We start from the raw sequence: 20545 nt of genomic DNA, 5'->3' as shown, positions 1-20545 counted from the left end.
GTGGAACAGCTTCGACTCCATGTCGCCGATTTAGTGCATCTGCTCCCTGAGCTTTCGCTGGTTGCCACCGCGATCATCCTGTCTCTCTTGGATTTGATCCTGCCAAGCAGGTTAAGTCGTTCCGTTATTGGATGGTTGACCTTGGTCGGCCTTGTGATTTCTGCCGTATTTGTCTTGCTTCAGTTGAATCCGGAAGAGGCCATTCAGCTGCTCAACCAGAGCTACAGAGTGGATGATTTCTCGAATCTGCTGAAATTGTTCACTTTATTAGGAACCGGCTTCGTCATCCTGATGAGTTTAGGCTTCGTGAAGGAAGATGCGATCCCCCATGTAGGCGAATACTATTATTTCTACCTGCCTGCTGCGCTGGGCGCCATGATTATGTCATCTTCCGGCGATCTGATCACGTTATATGTGGGGTTAGAGCTTCTTAGTATAACCTCTTACTTGCTTGTAGCGATGAAGAAGAAGGAAAGCAACTCCAATGAAGGAGCTTTTAAATACCTGGTCATGGGCGGCGTTTCCTCCGCCATCATTTTGTATGGGATGTCCTTCTTGTACGGTATGGTCGGAACGACCAATCTTCCGGAGATTGGCGCTGCGCTTCCGTCGCTTCTTGCTTCTTACGAGCCGCTGCTTTATGTTTCGTTCTTCATGCTGCTTGCCGGCTTCGGCTTCAAAATCGCCGCTGCCCCGTTCCACAGCTGGGCTCCGGATGTGTACCAAGGCGCTCCTACGCCGGTGGCAGCCTTCTTGGCCGTCGTCTCCAAAGGTGCCGGGTTCGCCATTCTTTTCCGTGTATTCTACATCTTGTTTGGCTTCAGCTCCTTCGAGGAACCGAAATTCCAATCCGATATTTTCCTGGCCATCTCTGTCATGGCTGCGATCGCGATGGTGACCGGTAATTTCATTGCGTTGAAGCAAACGAACATAAAAAGGCTGTTGGCTTACTCGGGAATTGCCAATGCGGGATATTTGCTGGTTCCGATCGCAACGTACTTCTCCGCCGTCCATTACGCGAACTTCTCTGAATTTATTTTCTATCTAATCGCGTACTTGTTCATGAACATTGGGGCATTCGCGGTGTTGATGATTGTCGAGCAAGCGGAGGGACATACCGAAGCAAAAGGCTTCGGGGGTTTGTACTACCGGGCGCCTTATACAGCTGCTGCGATGGTATTGCTTGTGCTTTCCTTGGCTGGGATCCCTATTTCCGGGGGGTTCTTCGGTAAGTTGTATATTATTCTCGGAACGATGCAAACCCACCAATATTGGCTGGGCTCCCTGATGATCGCGACGAGTGTGGTATCCTTGTACTACTACTTCGGAATCGTGCGTCAAATGTTTATGCGCAGCGATTACGAGTCTGCCGAGGTGAAAGTGCCGGTTACGCTGGGCGTAACGGTCTGGTTATGCGCTCTTGTCAGCTTAGTCCTGGGCTTCGTGCCGCACCTTGTGCTCAGATGGATCGAAAGCATTTTTATGCTGACGAAGGATTTTATTATGATGTAAAAATGGTGAAGAGCCTTCCCCTAGCTGGGGAGGGCTTTTTTATATAGCTGCCCGTCTGGACGAGCATACGTTTAATGCTGGTTTAGCACAAAATCCGCGATTTTCCGCATCTCTGGTAATTGCCTCCAAATCTCACACAAATCCCACATTTCCATGTACAATAGATTCACATGAGCCAAGCCCTAAAGATTATTTCAAAAGTTCTGAACTTTTTGCGAAGAAAAACCGTTATATGTATCGAGAAGACGGGTAATGTGGTATAGATAGAGAAGGACAAAGACCATTACGAGATAAAGGAACTGTGATCTCATGAAATTCATTCGACACGTATGGCTCATCGTTCTGATGCTGCTCGTTGTGGAACTTACAGTGATGGTTACAAAAGCAGAAGCGGCATATCCCGCATCGACGGATCCCATGAGGGTAAAACAAACTTATCTGGACATGATCCACATCGATCAAGCGTGGGCTGCGGCTGGAGATACCCGGACGCCTATAGTCGTGGCTGTTGTTGATACGGGTGTTGATCTTACACATCCTGATTTAGTAGGTAATTTGGTGGATGGCGTGAACTTGCTTCAGCCTACGAAGAAGCCAATGGACGATAATGGACATGGAACGAATGTAGCTGGTATCATAGCGGCTTCGATTAATAACGATAAAGGTATCGCAGGCATAGCCCCCAATACGAAAATCATGCCGATCAAAGCGTTGGAGGCGGACGGCACTGGCGGCGAAGCGAAGCTTGGCGAAGGCATTAAATATGCCGTGGATCATGGGGCGAAGATCGTTGTGCTTTCCTTGGGTTTGAACAAGTATTCCGATTACTTGGCGAACATTGTGCAGTATGCAGAAGATCACAATGTACTGCTTGTGGCTGCTGTCGGAAACGAAAGCATGAGTGTCAAATACCCGGCGGCGTATCCGACAGTTTTAGCGGTAGGCGGCGTTCGCTCCGATAAGCAACCGGACCCGCGATCCAATTATGGACCAGAGCTGGACCTGGTTGCACCATGGGATGTGTATACCACAGCATTGGGAGGCGGCTATCAGTATCAGGACGGAAGCTCGATGTCCGCACCGCAGGTTGCCGGAGCGGCCGCATTGGTGTGGGGCAAATTTCCGGCGATGAGCGCGTATCAAGTACGATCGCAGCTCGAACAGACGGCGGAAAATTTGGGCGAAGAGGGATGGGATCCCAAAACGGGATATGGGCTGTTAAGAGTCGACTTGGCACTGACAAAGCCCTATAATGAAAATCGGTTTGAGTCAAATAATACTAAAAACAAAGCAGCCAAACTGTCTATACATACCACTGTGACAGCAGTGCTAACTTCTGCGCAGGACGAGGATTGGTTCGCGATTGATTCGCCCTATGACGGATATATCAAGGTATGGTTGAAGAATGCGGATAGCTCGGGTATTCGTGTGCGCTTTGATTCCGGAGAAACGTTCGTTTCTAACAATACTTCGAATGGCATGCAGCCTTTTCTGGTGAAAGTAACCAAGGGTCGCACATACTTGCAGCTTCAGACAGTGGATCGCACCCGGAAGACGGGGATCAGCTATAGCTTGCAAACGGATTTTATTATCTACAGGGATCCCTATGAGGATAACGATAAGCAGTACAAAGCATTTGCGCTCCCTGCACGCAGCCAATCGCTCCGTGGAACTTTTCACCAAAAAGGCGACGTTGACTGGTTCGTTCTTTCCTTGCAGCAATCGGGCACGATTCGGTTAAAGGTTTCCGTGGATACAGGACGTATTGACCCGATGATTCTTTTTCAAAAAGAAGGGGAAAAGGCGATTACGATCGATCAAACCGGTGATGGCGGAACCGAAATCAGCCCGCTTATGGATGTATTTCCGGGGCAATATTATATCCGCATCAGCAATGTGAAGGATTTTACAGAGCCGATTACGGGCGAGTATACGCTTGATATCGATTATTCGCCGAAGCTGATTGATCCGAATGAACCTAACGATAAGTCGTATCAGGCGACTTTCGCAGCGATGAATTCGGTATACGAAGGGTTATTTAACACCAATGAAGACGTTGATTGGTTCAAATTCCGCATGACCAAAAACGGATTGGCGCAGGTGAGGTTAACCAATATCCCGACTTCAAGGACGATGTACGCAACGTTATATGACAGTACATTGAAGGAGCAGGGCTTTTATAGAAACGAATACGGCTCTGATGAGCTCTTCATTGAGAAGACGCTGGATGCAGGCACCTATTATATTAAGCTTCAAGCCAATCAATGGTTTATGAGTCAAATGTACCGGTTAAAAATAAGCAACTACACCCTAATCAGCGGGTTTGCCGACATTGAGGGTCATTGGGCGCAGGATGCGATCAGCAAGCTTACGGAGCAAGGCGTGATCAGCGGCTATGGAAACTACCGTTTTGCTCCTGACCAATCGATTACGCGTGCGGAGGCAGCGGCTGTGCTGACCCGGGCTTTGAAGCTGACGAAGCGCAAAGAGTTGAAATTCAGCGATATGGACACTTCGCACTGGGCATATGAATATGTAGCCAAAGCGCTGCAGGCGGATATCGTCTCCGGGTATCCGAACGGGACTTTCGGGCCCGACCGCACGCTTACCCGGATGGAAATGACGCAGATGCTTGCGCGCAGCATGAATATGACAGGGAAGAAGCGGGGCAATTCTCCTTTTAAAGATGTAGATGAGTCTTATTGGGGAATTGGCATTTTAAAGCAAATGTGGGCTGACGGCTGGGTTGCCGGCTATCCGGACGGGACCTTCCATCCTGACGAGCAGGCTACCCGCGCAGAATTTGTCTCCATGCTGTTGAAAGTAATGAATCGGTAGAACCGAAGAGGAGTGGCCTGGATGGGAGAAACAGACAAATGGAATGAAGCTGCAAAGTATGCTTCGCTCATGAATATGGTCGACATTGTTGTTTATATTCTCTGTATCGGCTTGGCGTGGTGGGCGCTGCAAGCGTTTCGCTTTGATGTGCTGCTGAAGAACCCTAAGGGTGCGCAAGCCATTATGCTGCAAATTTTGCTTTCGATTGGATTGGGGCATCTCGTTGCCAGTTTTTTCATCCAGTATTTAGGTCTCTCCATGGGCTTCGGAAAGATGTTTTAATTCGTTTTTTCGAATAATGCTTTAAATTGTTGTCAACAATGGATAGTAGAACGGAGCCAAAATTGAGATCCTTTGCGAACTCTATGATGGTGTCTTGGAATACCAAAAGAACACAGTTGTATCTATGTGGCTTGTGATGATAAACTTAGGAAATGTGCAAAACCTTGTAATTAAAATAAGTGCGCGGAGGGACCATGATGAGCAAAATTATCGTCCGCGGTGGCCGAAAGTTAGCTGGCAATGTGAAAATCAACGGAGCGAAAAATGCGGTACTGCCGATTATTGCAGCTTCCATTCTGGGGTCGGAAGGTGAAAGCGTCATCCACGATGCGCCTCCCCTTGACGATGTACTAGTCATTAATAAAGTATTGCAGAGCTTAGGTATTGAAGTCGAATATGACCGTCAGGTTATTCGCGTTCGTGCCGAGCGCATTGACACCTGTGAAGCATCGTATGATTTAGTTCGTAAAATGAGAGCCTCTTTCCTTGTCATGGGGCCATTGCTTGCAAGACGGGGGCAGGCGAGAATTTCCCTCCCGGGCGGCTGTGCAATTGGCACGAGGCCGATTGATCAGCATCTCAAAGGCTTTGAAGCGATGGGTGCCGATATTGAATTGGGGCAAGGGTATATCGAAGCGAGAGTGAAAGGGCGCCTGAAGGGTGCTAAAATTTATTTGGATGTAGCCAGCGTTGGCGCAACCGAGAATATTATGATGGCTGCTACGCTTGCCGAAGGCACAACCATCATTGAGAATGCAGCCAAAGAGCCGGAAATCGTCGATTTGGCCAACTATTTGAATGCCATGGGTGCCATTATTCGCGGCGCTGGAACAGGCATTATTCGCATAGAAGGCGTAGAGAAACTTTGTGGGGCTGTACATACGGTTATTCCGGATCGCGTAGAAGCAGGTACATATATGATTGCTGCGGCAATTACCGGCAGCGAGCTGTACATGGAAGGCGCTATTGGGGATCACCTCCGTCCTGTCATTTCCAAAATGCAGGAAATGGGCGTGATCATCGAGGAAGACGAGAACGGCATTCGCGTTAGTGCTACGGGGCCGCTGCGTGCGGTGGACGTGAAGACGCTGCCGTATCCGGGCTTCCCGACCGATATGCAGTCGCAAATGATGGCGCTGCTGATGGTGGCGGACGGCACGAGTCTTGTGACGGAGACCGTGTTTGAGAACCGGTTCATGCACGTGGAGGAATTCGCGAACATGAACGCGCATATTAAAGTCGATGGCCGTACCGCGATCGTGAGCGGCAATGCCAAGCTGCGCGGCGCGAAAGTATGCGCAACCGACCTGCGCGCAGGAGCCGCGCTTATTCTGGCGGCGCTGGCTGCAGAGGGTGAGACCGAGATTACGGGGGTTCACCATATTGATCGCGGGTATGTCGACATTACAGACGTCCTGCGCGGACTTGGTGCGGACATCACGCGTTCGGTACCGCAGCAAGTGGAGCAGGAAGCTGCGGACCTGGGCTTTTTCAATATCCAGCCAACATTAGCATAAGATGAATAGAACGAACCGCCGGAGGAGCTCCGGCGGTTTTTATTTTGGGGTTAGCGGAGCGCCGCCCCCGTATGATGGCCAGTCTCAGATGCCTCGTGTTCTAATCTAGCAACGCCTCTCATAAGCTAAGTCATACCAAATTACCTGCTAGTAAACGCGCTTATGGAGGCTGCTGAGACGATGTTGAAGAAGAAACGTGTTCCTGGCCGCGGGGTCATCCTATGGATGGCTGTTTGTTTGTCTTCGATGCTCTGTGTCATCATTCTTGTTCCTGGATTGATAGTCAAGAAGATTCCGGGCGGCGGCGTACCTTCGGCCCAAACGGACGACTATGGTTCCAATCCGGCGACGGTGACCCAGCAAGGTTTAATGATTCCCGTGTATTTGACGAAGAAATCGGTAGTGGAGACGGTTCCGCTGGAGCAGTATGTCAAAGGTGTACTAGCCGCAGAAATGCCGGTAGAATTTGAGCTGGAGGCGCTAAAAGCGCAAGCGATGGCTGCTAGAACTTACGTTGTACGGAGAGTGCTAGAGAAGGATTATAGCAATATGCCTGTGAATGATGCGCTCGTAACAGATACCACCGCACATCAAGCCTATTTGACCGATCAAGAGCTGAGAGAGAAATGGAGCGGGAGTTCATATGAGACGAATATGGTCAAAATCGATAGAGCCGTGAACGAAACCAAAGATATGATTCTGACTTACGAGCATAAGCCTATCAATGCGACTTTCTTCTCCACCAGCAACGGGTATACCGAAAACTCGGAAGATTACTGGCCGTTCATGAGTCCCTATTTGCGCAGCGTACCGAGCCCATGGGATGTGAAGCTGTCTTCACGCTACCAGGAAACCGTAGATATCACTTACAAAAGCATGCTGCAAAAGCTGGGGGTTACGAGCATATCCACCACCGGTACCGGGGAGAAGAGTATGAAGGTGCTAGAGTGGTCAACGGGCCACCGGATCAAGAAGATAGCAATCGGAGGGAAAACTTTTTCTGGCCGCGAAGTAAGAGAGAAGCTCGGACTAGCATCCTCTCAGTTCGCATGGAAATGGGCCGGCTCCAAAATTACGTTTACGACCTACGGATACGGCCACGGAGTAGGCCTGAGTCAATGGGGAGCTAACGGCATGGCCAAGGAAGGCAAGACAGCGGAGCAAATCGTCACCTATTATTACACGGGAATCTCTATTGAAAAAGCCGCGCCTTTTATCCCAAAATCTTAGTTTGCAACGTTTCTATAAAAATATCTTTCTTCAAGTATAAAACCTTTAAATGTGTCAAGAATGGTTGATGAGGTGATTAACCATGAGTGATCAAAACAAAGGTTTTCAAAAAGAAGAAGCTCCTAAAACTGTTCAAGGAGCACAAGGAAGTCCATCCGCATGGAAGAAGTTGCTTGCTAAAAAATGGGTATTCCCAGCAACGTATGTAGCAGCAGCGGCAATTATCTTAACCTTAATGTGGGTGTACCAGGACGCCGGGAAGAAAACAGTCAGCCAAGAAGATCTGGGCATTAAGGTAAGCAGCGAGAATCAAGCACCCGACAATTCCAAAGATGGAGCGGTTGCCGTTAACGCACCTGCAGAGGCTATGCAATGGCCTGTAAAAGACAGATCGCTGGTCGAAGTATCCATCCCGTTCTATGACACCAATGCAACCAATGAAGTGAAACAGGCGGCGATGATCCAGTACAATGATCAACTGACACCGCACACTGCAATCGACTTGAAAGCCAAAGATGGCGCAGGATTTGATGTATTGGCCGCTTTGAGCGGTAAGGTTACGGCGGTTGAGCAGAATCCGGTTGTCGGCAGCCTTGTCGAAATCACACACAGCAATGGTTTGATCAGCGTTTACCAAAGCTTGGCTGAAGTGAAAGTAACCAAAGGCGCTGAAGTGAAGAAAGGCGACGTGATCGCGAAAGCGGGACGTAATGAATTCGAGAAGGAAGACGGCGTGCACCTGCACTTCGAAGTGCGTCAAGTTGCCGATAATGCCGCTGTGAACCCTGAAACGATTTTAAACGCTAAACAGTAATTCCGTTAGGGATAAAAAGGCGAACAGTTGGCTTTGTCTCCAACCAGCCTACATAGAATGAGGGCAGCGGGTATATCCTGCTGCTTTTTTGCATTGATGGCTCGGGTACGCGGCCCCGGGATTTGCTTAACATAGCTCACAAAACAAGCTTGTCCTCTCCAAAAAGGATCGCATAAGCCCTTATTCCCTGGTTTTTTTGAAAATAAATATGGGAATTGGGCTTGTCAGGCTTGGTTACGTAGAATATCTAGTCATGCCCCTCATATACTTTACCAAACTATCTCGAGTAGGGAGGCGAGGGGAGTGCACGATTACATCAAAGAGCGAACCATTAAGATTGGTACCTGTATCGTCGAGACCAAGAATACGGTTCGCACCATTGCGAAGGAATTCGGTGTTTCCAAGAGCACGGTGCATAAGGATTTGACGGAAAGACTGCCGGAAATCAACCCGGACCTGGCCAACCAGGTGAAGCACATTCTGGAGTATCACAAGTCCATCAGACATCTAAGGGGAGGAGAAGCGACGAAAATCAAGTATCGTAAGACGCGAAATCCGAAGCACTCCGAAAACTTAGTGACGGTCAAATCCTAAAAAAACCATCATCCCGGCGGTTTCCTATAACTGGACATGTCGAAATTTAACGGAAAAAGAGGAAATAATGCATTTGCAGCGAATTTAGCTTATAATTAGAACTATCTATAAGAGCGCCGATTCTTCACGGGATGGACGGTAGATTTAGGGAGGATTAACTTGAAATGTTAAGCAAGGATATTGGGATAGATCTCGGCACGGCAAATGTGCTCATTCATGTGAAAGGACGCGGCGTTGTGCTCGATGAGCCATCTGTAGTAGCGATTGAAAGCGATACGAAACGCGTGCTTGCTGTAGGAGAAGAAGCTTTCCGCATGGTCGGTAGAACTCCGGGCAACATTATCGCGATTCGTCCATTGAGAGATGGCGTTATCGCAGATTTTGATATTACAGAAATGATGTTAAAGCATTTTATTGCAAAAGTAGGGGGCAAGAACTGGTATTCGCACCCGCGGATCTTGATCTGCGCCCCTACCAACATCACCTCGGTTGAGCAGAAGGCGATCCGTGAAGCGGCTGAGCGCAGCGGTGCGCGAGAGGTATTCATGGAAGAAGAGCCGAAGGCAGCGGCCATCGGTGCGGGCATGGACATTTTCCAGCCTAGCGGCAACATGGTTGTAGATATTGGCGGAGGGACGACGGATGTAGCCGTGTTATCCATGGGCGACATCGTCACCTCCTCCTCCATCAAAATCGCCGGAGACAAGTTCGATATCGCGATCACGAAGTACATCAAAAATAAGTACAAGCTTCTGATCGGCGAACGGACAAGCGAGGATATTAAGCTTAAAATCGGAACGGTATATCCACATGGCAGAGATCAAGAGATGGATATTCGCGGCAGAGATATGGTATCCGGTTTGCCGCTTACGATTACGATTCACTCCAGTGAGGTTCAGGAAGCTCTATGGGATCCGGTTTCATCGATCGTAACGGCTGCGAAGAGCGTTTTGGAGCGCACACCGCCTGAGCTTTCCGCAGACATTATTGACCGCGGCGTCATTCTGACCGGCGGAGGAGCTTTGCTGCACGGGCTGGATCAATTGTTGGCGGACGAGCTGAAGGTTCCGGTATTAATTGCGGAAGATCCAATGTCTTGCGTAGTTAAAGGAACAGGGATTATGCTTGATAACTTAGATAAGGTTTCCAAACGTAAATTTTAGCTGGACAGTTTATCCAAGAGGGTGAAGAGATGCTAAGAGGACTGTATACCGCGGCGGCAGGAATGATTTCCGAGCAGCGCAGACACGATACCATTACCAACAATATTGCCAATATTAATTCCCCGGGTTTTAAACAAGGCAATGCCTTGTCACGCTCGTTCCCGGAGATGCTCATTTCAACGATACGCGGTGGACAAGGAGCCTCGACAGCTCCACTTGGGAAAATGAGTCTTGGTGTGTTTTCCGAGGAAAATATCTCCATTCACGCGCAAGGCGACTTGCAGGAAACGCAAAATCCTTTTGACTTTGCCTTGGTGTCAAACATCCAAGTGCCGGGCATGGTTTTTGACGCTTCAGGGAAATACGTGAGTGAAGACGGGCAGCGCACATTCCAACCGAAGGCTTTGTTTACCGTGATGAACGCGCAGGGAGAGCCCCGGTATTCCTTGAACGGTAAGTTTACGGTAGATACGACAGGCCAATTGGTGAACGCGGATGGCAATCAAGTGCTGGGCCGAGATGGACAACCGCTGCTCCTGATTGACGGAGCGGGGCAGCCGATTCACTCCTTTAAGGTGACAGACAAAGGCGAGTTCCTTGACGGGAACGGCCGACCGCTGCTGAATGCAGCCGGACAACCTGTAGGTTTAATGCTGTCGCGTGCCGAGAATCCCAACTTGCTGCTGCGGGAAGGCAACGGCTTGCTGCGGATTAATCCGGGCGATGAAGCAACGGTTACGCAGGTCGCAGCGGGCGATCAAGTTGAGGTTCGACAAGGCTTCGTCGAACGCTCCAACGTGGATTCTGCGCAATCCATGGTGGATCTGATGTCAGCGCTTCGCGCTTATGAAGCGAACCAAAAGGTCATTCAATCTTACGATAAAAGTATGGACAAGGCAGCGAACGAAGTAGGACGCGTCTAATCTAGCTTGCGAAGGAGCTACACATGAACAATTCCATGATTAACTCATCGGTATCCATGCACAGCTTGCAGCAGAAGCTGGATATTCTGTCCAATAACATAGCGAACGTAAACACGAACGGTTTTAAGAAAAAAGAAGCCTCCTTCGAGGACGTTTTGACCAACGTGAAGTCACAGCCGGAAGGGTTCCGCCAGCAAGGACGGTTCTCGCCGCTTGGCTTCAACCAAGGATGGGGATCGAAGCTGGTTCAAATCCAGACGAACCTTGCGCAAGGGCCTATTCAATCTACGGGCAATGTCACGGATTTTGCGATTCAGGGAGACGGCTTGTTTGAAGTAGCTGTCAGCAAAGTAGACGCGAATGGCAATCAGGTATTCCAGCCGGCATGGACCCGAAACGGGGCGTTCAGCTTAACGCCTGACGCGAATGGCGATACGGTGCTGACGACCAAAGAGGGCCATTTTGTTACGGGTGCGGACGGCAATCCGATTCGCGTGCCTGCCGGTTTCAGACCTGTCGTTGAACCGAACGGTCTCATCAACGGCTACAGCGAGCAGGATCCAAGCGCTGCGCCGCTTAATTTGGGACGAATCAAGCTCGTTCGCGTTGTGCGTCCGCAGCTGCTCCAAGATGTTGGAGAGAACTTATACGCGCTTCCAGCGGGGATAACGAATGCGGAGAAGGCTAATATTTTGCAAGATGTGAATCCGGGATTGGATACAACGGGCAATCGGGTTACTTTGATGCAAGGGTTTTTGGAGCAATCGAACGTGACGCTGGCCGATGAAATGACGGATCTCGTAATGGTGCAAAGAGCGCTGCAGCTCAATTCCCGGGCGATTACATCCTCCGATCAGATGATGAATATCGCGAATAATTTGCGCGCCTGATCGCAGAAAGGGAGGGATAGGGCTCGATGTCAGACAAGCCTGCTCCAAAGAAGAAAGCGCCACGGCCGAAATGGCTGGGCGTTATATGGCTTATTTTCAAGATCATTCGTATTCCTGTTCTTTGCGTGTTGGCCGTTTACGTCGGACTATGGCTCGGATACTCCAAGCTGGGCCATCAGCCGGCTGCGGAAATCTTTCATATGAGCACCTGGCGGCATTTATACGATTTGGTCTTTGCGAATTAATTCAAACTCCCGTATTGGGAGTTTTATTTTTGTGTAAGCAAATGTATAATGAATGAAGGTTAATCGTCATATTCCAGATAATAGGCGCAGGAGGGGTACTTTGAATATTCCGAACATGCTCACCATAAGCAGGTTTGTTCTAATTCCTGTGTACCTCGTTATTTTTTTTAGCGGCCATATTCAGGTTGCCTTCCTGATTTTATTGGCAGCGGGACTTACAGATATCTTAGACGGTTATATTGCCAGAACTCGAGGCTTGGTTACGCCTGTTGGCGTTATGCTGGATCCCCTTGCAGACAAGTGCATGATGATTGCGGTCATACTTTCTTTGCTTATTACCGGGATGATACCGTGGCAGGCGGCGGCAGCGATATTCATTCGTGACCTGGGCATGATCATGGGCTCTGCCTTTTTTCATTTCAGGGGCAAATTAACGGTTCCCGCCAACGTGATGGGGAAATTAACGACGGTGCTTTACTATTTCGCCATACTCTTCATTGTTTTTCATTTAGACTTCGCCATGACGTATTTATGGTTCGTGATCGGGGTTTCCTTCTTAACTTCCTTCATTTATATTTTTCAATTCCTGTTGTTAAACCGAAGGGCCAAAATCAAATAGAAACATAACGTAAAAAGAGCCTATGTAAGAGACTGTGCACAGACTGCTTAACATAAGCTCCCCTTATATGAACCTTCACTTCTGCAGTTAATGAAGGGACACCAGTATTGTAAGTGATTACCTTGTATTTTATACAAGCAATTTGAAAGGAGCATTCCACGTTATGCTAGATATTAATCAGATTCAAGAGATTATTCCGCACCGCCCTCCTTTTCTGCTCGTTGACCGAATCTTGGAAGTTGAAGAAGGTGTGAAAGCGGTAGGGATTAAGAATGTTACCATCAATGAACCGTTCTTTGCCGGACATTTTCCAGGCTATCCGGTTATGCCGGGCGTGCTGATTATCGAAGCTTTGGCACAAGTGGGCGCAGTGGCCGTATTATCGATGCCGGAGTATAAAGGCAAAATCGGTTTGTTCGCCGGCGCAGACGGCATTCGCTGGCGCAAGCAGGTGGTGCCAGGCGATACGCTAACCTTAGAAATGACGATAACACGTGTAAAAGGTACGATTGTCAAAGGCCAAGCTGTGGCGAAAGTAGACGACAAAGTGGTAGTCGAAGGTGAGCTTATGTTCGCCCTTGCTAATAAATAATCCATAGATAAGAGGAGATGAACCTGACTACTATGACGCGTGTACAAACAGAATATCAATTATGGCTGAACGATCCGGCTGTGGATGACGAAACGAAGAAAGAACTGCAAGCCATTGGGGGAAATGAGAAAGAAATTGAAGATCGCTTTTACAAAGATCTCGAATTTGGCACAGGCGGACTTCGCGGCGTGATTGGCGCTGGAACGAACCGCATCAATGTATATACCGTTGGACGCGCAAGCCAAGGTTTAGCGCAATATGTGAAGGGTACCGGCGTACCAAGCCCTTCTATTGTCTTGGCTTATGATTCCCGTCATATGTCGCCGGAGTTCGCTTTAGAGGCCGCCCTGGTCTTCGCAGGCAACGGCATCAAGGCTTATTTATTCAAGACGCTGCATGCTACGCCACAGCTGTCTTTTGCCGTAAGATACTTGGGAGCTGCCGCAGGCGTCGTTGTTACAGCAAGTCATAATCCACCTGAATATAACGGATACAAAGTGTATGGAGCAGACGGCGGACAGCTTGTTCCTCAGTTTGCGGAGCAAGTGATCGCTGAAGTTCAGAGCATCGACTCCTTCGATAAAGTGAAGAAGCTGAGCCAGCAGGAAGCAGAAGCGCAGGGGCTGCTCACATGGCTGGGCGAAGACGTCGATCAAGCGTACATAAAAGCCGTAACCACGATTAGTCAGAATCCGGAAGTGATTAAGGAAGTTAGCGACGATTTCCGCGTTATCTTCACGCCGCTGCATGGAGCAGGCAATGTCCCGGTCAGGGAAGTACTGAAAGCCGTTGGCTTCGGACAAGTCCGTGTCGTTGCCGAACAAGAGCTGCCGGATGCGCAGTTCTCGACGGTGAAGTCTCCGAACCCGGAGGAGCGGGAAGCTTTTACGCTCGCTATCGCACAGGCGAAAGATTGGAATGCCGATATCATTATCGGCACGGACCCGGATGCCGACCGCATGGGGGCGGTAGTGAAAGATCCGAACGGTGAGTATGTCGTTTTGACAGGCAACCAGTCCGGGGCTATCATCGTTAATTATTTGCTATCCAGCCTGAAAGAACGCGGTACATTGCCGGCGAACGGCGTCGTTATCAAAACGATCGTTACGAGCGAAATGGGCGCAGTGATCGCTGGTCATTACGGCATTCCAACGCTAAACACGTTAACCGGCTTTAAATATATCGGGGAGAAAATGACGCAATTCGAGCAAACGGGCGAGCATACTTACCTGTTTGGCTACGAAGAAAGCTACGGTTATTTGGCCGGAGATTATGCCCGAGATAAAGATGCGGTGATCGCAGCGATGCTTATTGCCGAAGCGGCAGCTTATTATAAGAAGCAAGGCAAGACTTTATATGAAGTCCTGCAAGAGCTGTACGAATCCTTTGGTTACTTTTTGGAAAAACTGGAATCAAGAACGCTCAAAGGGAAAGACGGCGTGGAACAAATCGGACGCATGGTGGAAGCCTGGAGAACGAATCCTCCGGCGGAAATCGGCGGTACGCGTGTTACCGATATGGAAGACTACGCCAAAGGGGTTAACGGACTTCCGCTCGAGAATGTGCTGAAATTCAAGCTGGAGGACGGCTCCTGGTTCTGCCTGCGCCCTTCTGGTACAGAACCGAAAATTAAGTTCTATTTTGCGGTCAAGGGAACAACAGGAACCGAAGCCGCGGAACAGATGGATCGCATCGTTCAATATGTGCTTAGCCGTGTAGACGGATAATGAAATAGGATCAATTGAACCTCTTCAGAACCTAAGTCAGGGATAGGTCGTCTAATGAATAGATGGAATAAATCCGCATTCATAGAGCCTATTTTCCTAGGCTTGGGAGCTGGAGAGGTTTTCGAATGTATATGGGAATAGAAAGTAAATGCTCTAAGGAGTGGACAATTGGTGAATTGGTATAAAACTTGGAATAACCCGCTCAAAAACGTTCTATGGTGGCTCGTCATTATTGGTATGCTAGGCTCGCTTCCGCTAGCTTACACGCGCCACCAAACCGAAACTTCGACGAAGAACGTCGAGTTCGTATTTGACTATCGCGATATCTTGGATGTTTCGGATCTGCAAACAAACCCACGGAGCTTCGTTGCCCAGCAGCTGAAGAATATGAAAGCCGCAGGCGTCGGATCCATGGCCGTATATGAGAGTACGCTGTCCGAGTTCAAAGAGAGTCGTCATATTGATATGTACAACTCAAGGGACGCAGCCGCGCTTACCCAAACGTTCGGCGATCCGAATGAGAACTTCACTTATGTGTTATTTAGAGACAGCGAGACGCAGCAAAAGCTGGAGCCTTTAATTCAGAAAACATTTGGCGACCTGGGCGTTGGCATCAAACCTTGGAGCTTCAAAAACCGTAACGGACTCATTATTCAAATGAGTATGGACGATGCTTCGATTAAGGGAATGGACCCTGACCCGATCACCTTGCAAATGTTGAAGGATCAAGGCTTCCAAATCGTAGTGCGCCTGTCGAATCGCCGGCCTTTCGTCACGAATGAGATGGATCGTCTCCTGAAGCAGCTTCATGACTACAGTGTGAAAAGAATCATTGTAGATGGCAATGAGGTTCCGGGCTATACGGAAGAAAACACAGATCTTAACCTTAATAAAATGGCGGATCTGCTGAACAAAAACGGCATCGGTCTGGCCGCTATCGAAATGCTGAAAGAGCCTCAAAAAGGGTTTAATACGTTAGCTAAAGAAACGAACTATAATGTCGTCCGCCTGCACTCCTTCACGGAGAAAGACGGTGAGAAGCTGACAGAACCGCTGAAAAAGGCCGAGCTGGAGGACCGTATCCAAGGAGTTGCGGACCGTTTCGTGCTTGCAGTGAAGGATCGCAACATTCGTATGGTTTTCCTAAATGCGAGGCCCGTAAAAAGCCTTGATAAAGGTAAGCTTGTAGATCCGCTCTTCGCTTACTCTGAGATCTTGCAAGGCAAAGACGGAGCCATTCCACGCATTGAGAAAGAAGGCTTTAAACTTGGCATAGCCCAGCCTTTTGAAGTAGAAGCGAATGTTTGGCAGAAAGCAGCCAGCGTCTTTATGCTGATTGGCGGCTTGAGCCTAATCGTGCTTATGATTTCATTCTTTATCCCGGAAGCAACGCTCATTTTCTTTGTGCTTGGTCTGCTGGGCTTGGTTGCACTGCACACTCTGTCAGCTAATTTATACGCGCAGGGTCTTGCCTTGGCAGCGGCTATTTCTGCGCCAAGCATCGCCATTATGCGGGCTATTCGGACGGTTCGTTCAGGAGCTGCAGCCAAATGGAAATCCGGCTTTATTTTTGCCGTATGGACATTGATCATTACCTCGGCGATTTCGCTCATAGGTGTCGTTTACGAAGTAGCACTTCTTAACCACATCACGTATATGCTCGTTCTGCAGCAGTTCCGCGGCGTAGGCGTGCTGCATTTGCTGCCTATCGCAATCGCAGGCGTATACTTGTTATTCTTTAGCGAGAACAATACCTATAGCGACAAACTCAATAATATCCGCCGCATTCTCACTTCCTATATAAGCGTATTGTGGATTGTCATTGCCGGAGTTGGTCTTGCTGCTGTTTATTATTATTTGTCTCGTACAGGCAACGAAGGACAAGCTTCTACGGTGGAGAAATTGTTCCGCTCTTTCCTGGAGAACACGCTTGGCGTGCGTCCGCGTACGAAAGAATTTTTGGTCGCCCATCCGTTATTCTTGCTTGGGGCCTACCTGTCTGTCCGCTACAGACATGCAGTTTACCTGATTTTTATCGGGGTTATCGGACAGCTTTCCATCGTTGATACGTTCGCTCACTTGCATACACCGCTTCATATTTCTTTCATCCGTATTACTTACGGTATCGTATTTGGCGCTATCATTGGCCTCGTTCTAATCGCAGCTTGGGAAATTGTCACAAGGAGTTGGAAACGATGGGTGCCAAAGTTGTCAAAATAGCGATATCCGGCTATTATGGCTTCGATAATAGCGGGGATGAGGCTGTGCTTCAATCGATTTTGTTCGCTTTGGAGGAACAGGGCCGGGAACAGGGCATCCGCATCGAGCCGATCGTGCTTTCCGCGAATCCGGAGAAAACGTCAGCGATGTACGGCGTTGCTTCGTATCATCGGATGAAGCCGGGCTCGCTGCTCCGCGCGCTGCGGGAAGCGAACGGTTTGATCAGCGGCGGCGGCAGCTTGCTTCAGGATGCTACAAGCTCGAAGACCATTCCGTACTACTTGGCTGTAGTGAAAATCGCGCAGTGGCTTGGAAAGCCCACTTTTATTTATTCGCAAGGCATCGGGCCGGTGAACCGCCGGATGTTTGACGGCTGGATCCGCAGCGTATTCAAGCGCTGCGCCTATGTGTCCGTCCGCGATATCGAATCCGCGGAGCTGCTGGAGAAGATGCGCCTCCCGCGGGAGCGCATCGCGGTCGTGCCCGACCCGGTCATGGGCCTGCCGCTTCGCGGCGAGGCTGGTGCTAACGGGTCGGTAGCGGGTGTGCGGACGGTCGGCGTGTCCGTCCGCTTCTGGAACGAGGACCGCTCGGAGCTGGAAGCTCTCTCGCGGTCCCTCGTAAAGCTGCTCGCCGCCGATCCTAACGTGCGGCTGCGGTTCTTGCCCTTCCACCTCCCGTCTGACGAGGTGGCTTCGCAGTTCGTGATCGACCGTTTGGGCGATCACGGGGGGCGGGCGGAGATGGTGCCGGGCATCGTCCATCCGCAGGATATGCTCGCGCAGGTCGCGGGATGTCACCTGCTGATCGGGATGAGGCTGCATTCGTTGATTTATGCAGCCTCGCAGTATGTGCCTATGGTTGGCATCTCGTACGATCCGAAGATCGACCAGTTCCTCCATAGGCTCGGCATGAAGGCCGCGGCATCGACCGCTCGCTTCGATGCCGACGCTTTGGCTCAGGAGGCGCAGCGTCTCCTGGCGGATTCAACCGCTTGGGCGGCGTCCAAGCGCGCCGCCATTGAGGAGCTTAAGGCGCAGGCGCAGCTCCCTGCGAATCGCATCGTTTCATTTTACATGCAAAAAAAATAGGAAAAAGTCAACCAAAACGTGAAAGTTAACGTCACATAAAGGAAGAGATATCTATGAGCTCAACATCGACAACGATCCCAACTGGAGTTGTTTCTGCCCAAGCTGTACCCAAAGTCCGCATATACGGGGTTCCTTTCTCCAAGATGAGCATGGCCCAAACGGTAGCCTATCTATCCAAGGCGATCGAACAAAGACAGCCTCACCAGATCATTACCGCTAACCCGATTATGGTCATGGCGGCGCTGGATGATCCTGCTTATATGAGCATGATGCAGCGCGCTGAGCTTATCGTTCCTGACGGAACGGGCGTCGTCTGGGCGGCCAATTATGTGGGAGAGCCTGTAGCTGAACGGGTTCCCGGCTATGATTTGATTCAAGAGCTGATGAAAGCCGGAGAGCCGAAAGGCTGGAAAGTGTATCTGCTGGGAGCTTCAAGCGACGTGATCCAAGCGGCGGCTGCTAAAATTCGTGCGAACTATCCCGGAATCAAGTTGGTTGGCGTGCGCGACGGCTATTTTGGTGACGAGCAGGATGCCGAAGTGATTCAATCCATCGTGGACGCGGAGCCGGACCTTTTATTTGTAGGGAGAGCGGCAGCGAATCAAGAGCCTTGGATCGGGAAATACAAAGGGCAGCTCGGCGTTCCGGTTATGATGGGAGTCGGGGGAAGTTTTGATGTGCTTTCGGGCAAGCTAAAAAGAGCGCCGGTCATATTCCAAAAACTACGTCTTGAATGGTTCTACCGCCTGTTGCAGGAGCCGTGGCGCTACAAAAGAATGCTATTACTCCCCAAATTCGCGATGAAAGTGATGCGCGATAAAGAGAAAGTCACAAAATCATGAAAATTTTTATGAAAATTGGCTGAAAACGGTCATTTCAGACAAATTTAGCAGTAGTATTTGTGGACAAATGGGAGTATAATTCTCTTCGGCGGATCACCTGCCACCCAAGACAAGAGGAGCTGTGAAGAAGACATGTATGGATTATATGCGATTGGGTTCATCGCTGCCTGCGTTATTGCAGTGCTGCTGACACCCTTGGTCAAAAAATTTGCCTTCTGGGTTGGAGCTGTGGATGCCCCTAACCAACGAAAAGTTCATACCCGAATTATGCCGCGTCTCGGAGGCCTAGCTATTTTCCTAGCATTTGTCGGAGCGTATTTCGTCGTCTCTCCAGCACTTGATGCCGTAAACTCCAATGCAGCCTTTGGTTTGCTGCTCGGTGGTTTAGTTATCGTCATTACGGGGGCTCTGGATGACCGTTTTCAACTTTCGCCCAAATGGAAGCTGCTCGGGCAGCTCATTGCCGCGTGCATCGTCGTTTCCTTTGGCCTCAAAATCGATCTCGTTAACATTCCGTTCGGAGAGACAAACCTGCCTATCGGCTGGTTGAGTATCCCGATTACGATATTATGGATCGTCGGCGTATCCAATGCCATTAACTTGATTGACGGTCTTGACGGCCTGTCAGCAGGAGTATCCGGTATTGCTACCACTACGATTCTTATCTTAGCGCTTATGATGAGCAATGTGACCGTTATTCTATTGAGCGTGATCCTGCTAGGAAGCATCGTAGGATTCATGTTCTATAACTTTCATCCGGCCAAAATCTTCATGGGCGATTCAGGCGCCTTGTTCTTGGGCTTCGCCCTGGCGACATTGTCGATTCTCGGCTTCAAACAAGCAGCCGTTGTATCGCTCTTAATTCCGATTATGATTCTAGGCGTGCCATTATCCGATACCTTCTTCGCGATTATGCGCCGCTACGTGAATAAACTGCCGATCTCGGCGCCGGACAAAAGCCATCTGCACCACTGCTTACTGCAGCTCGGCTTCAGCCATCGTACAAGCGTATTGATCATTTACGGAATTGCTTCCGTATTTGGCGGCAGCGCGGTGGTATGCTCGGTGTTCATTTCCCAGGATTCTACTTGGGGCCTGATCATGATCATCGTTGCACTTTTCCTCGTAATGCTCGTTGGAGCAGAAGCGATCGGCATTATCAGCAAAAGCCGCAAGCCGGTCTTGAACTTCCTGCAAAGACTTATCCGCAAGCCTGTACAGAGCGACCGGATGGGCAAATAATTCAGCACTTATATCGCTTTACGCTAATCCAACCTTCGGGTTGGATTTTTTTTCTATTTTGTGAACTTCCCTCTTTCTCTAAACAATTGCGAGGTTTTGACCGATAAGAAAGGTACAAGAACTTTTGGTAGGTAAACTGCGTCTAAACATGTAGAATGATAGAAGAATTTGGGAGGGATTGTCGAAAGTGAAAGAAAGGCTGGC

The 20545-nt window shown here is 49.5% G+C and carries 18 protein-coding genes; all 18 read left to right on the top strand.

Annotation, left to right across the window (positions count from 1 at the left end; translation table 11 throughout):
• A complete protein-coding gene (locus tag AC3WRW_RS09845; RefSeq protein ID WP_492546149.1) occupies positions 1-1512 on the top strand; it encodes an NADH-quinone oxidoreductase subunit N in 1512 nt (503 codons plus the stop codon).
• 309 nt (positions 1513-1821) lie between these two features.
• Positions 1822-4350 carry a S8 family peptidase gene (locus AC3WRW_RS09840; protein WP_492546148.1) on the top strand — a complete coding sequence of 843 codons (2529 nt, stop codon included), beginning with the start codon at positions 1822-1824 and terminating at the stop codon, positions 4348-4350.
• 21 nt (positions 4351-4371) lie between these two features.
• Entirely contained in the window at positions 4372-4632 is a 261-nt protein-coding gene (locus AC3WRW_RS09835; protein ID WP_240159597.1) for a DUF1146 family protein, read from the top strand.
• Between the two features lie 197 nt (positions 4633-4829).
• Entirely contained in the window at positions 4830-6149 is a 1320-nt protein-coding gene (gene murA, locus AC3WRW_RS09830) for a UDP-N-acetylglucosamine 1-carboxyvinyltransferase (protein WP_492546147.1), read from the top strand.
• A gap of 180 nt (positions 6150-6329) precedes the next feature.
• Entirely contained in the window at positions 6330-7379 is a 1050-nt protein-coding gene (spoIID, locus tag AC3WRW_RS09825; RefSeq protein ID WP_492546146.1) for a stage II sporulation protein D, read from the top strand.
• A gap of 82 nt (positions 7380-7461) precedes the next feature.
• On the top strand, positions 7462-8193 hold the full coding sequence (locus AC3WRW_RS09820) for a peptidoglycan DD-metalloendopeptidase family protein (RefSeq protein ID WP_492546145.1): 732 nt from the start codon (positions 7462-7464) through the stop codon (positions 8191-8193).
• A gap of 303 nt (positions 8194-8496) precedes the next feature.
• Positions 8497-8787 (top strand): sporulation transcriptional regulator SpoIIID, encoded by a 291-nt coding sequence (gene spoIIID, locus AC3WRW_RS09815; protein ID WP_029195640.1) that lies wholly within the window; start codon positions 8497-8499, stop codon positions 8785-8787.
• 164 nt (positions 8788-8951) lie between these two features.
• Positions 8952-9950: a rod shape-determining protein gene (locus AC3WRW_RS09810; protein ID WP_171687211.1), complete on the top strand. Its 999-nt coding sequence runs from the start codon at positions 8952-8954 to the stop codon at positions 9948-9950.
• A gap of 29 nt (positions 9951-9979) precedes the next feature.
• A complete protein-coding gene (locus AC3WRW_RS09805; RefSeq protein WP_492546144.1) occupies positions 9980-10873 on the top strand; it encodes a flagellar hook-basal body protein in 894 nt (297 codons plus the stop codon).
• Between the two features lie 23 nt (positions 10874-10896).
• A complete protein-coding gene (locus tag AC3WRW_RS09800; protein ID WP_492546143.1) occupies positions 10897-11763 on the top strand; it encodes a flagellar hook-basal body protein in 867 nt (288 codons plus the stop codon).
• 26 nt (positions 11764-11789) lie between these two features.
• Entirely contained in the window at positions 11790-12008 is a 219-nt protein-coding gene (locus tag AC3WRW_RS09795; protein WP_492546142.1) for a DNA-directed RNA polymerase subunit beta, read from the top strand.
• A gap of 100 nt (positions 12009-12108) precedes the next feature.
• Positions 12109-12627, top strand: a complete 519-nt coding sequence (locus AC3WRW_RS09790; RefSeq protein WP_246294577.1) for a CDP-alcohol phosphatidyltransferase family protein — start codon at positions 12109-12111, stop codon at positions 12625-12627.
• A gap of 163 nt (positions 12628-12790) precedes the next feature.
• Entirely contained in the window at positions 12791-13219 is a 429-nt protein-coding gene (fabZ, locus tag AC3WRW_RS09785; protein ID WP_171687206.1) for a 3-hydroxyacyl-ACP dehydratase FabZ, read from the top strand.
• Between the two features lie 23 nt (positions 13220-13242).
• Positions 13243-14946, top strand: a complete 1704-nt coding sequence (locus AC3WRW_RS09780; RefSeq protein ID WP_492546195.1) for a phospho-sugar mutase — start codon at positions 13243-13245, stop codon at positions 14944-14946.
• Positions 14947-15117: 171 nt separating this feature from the next.
• Complete coding sequence (locus AC3WRW_RS09775; RefSeq protein ID WP_492546141.1) at positions 15118-17166, top strand: DUF5693 family protein; 2049 nt, start codon at positions 15118-15120, stop codon at positions 17164-17166.
• On the top strand, positions 17142-18257 hold the full coding sequence (gene csaB, locus AC3WRW_RS09770) for a polysaccharide pyruvyl transferase CsaB (RefSeq protein ID WP_492546140.1): 1116 nt from the start codon (positions 17142-17144) through the stop codon (positions 18255-18257). Before AC3WRW_RS09775 ends, csaB begins: the two co-directional genes overlap by 25 nt.
• A 53-nt stretch (positions 18258-18310) precedes the next feature.
• Positions 18311-19099: a WecB/TagA/CpsF family glycosyltransferase gene (locus AC3WRW_RS09765; RefSeq protein ID WP_492546139.1), complete on the top strand. Its 789-nt coding sequence runs from the start codon at positions 18311-18313 to the stop codon at positions 19097-19099.
• A gap of 132 nt (positions 19100-19231) precedes the next feature.
• Positions 19232-20341, top strand: a complete 1110-nt coding sequence (locus tag AC3WRW_RS09760; protein ID WP_492546138.1) for a glycosyltransferase family 4 protein — start codon at positions 19232-19234, stop codon at positions 20339-20341.
• The last annotated feature ends 204 nt before the right edge of the window (positions 20342-20545 follow it).

The organism is Paenibacillus sp. FW126-R14, from assembly GCF_058789495.1.
The sequence above is the reverse complement of the archived record's forward strand: the minus strand, read 5'-3'. Positions and strand labels throughout refer to the sequence as shown.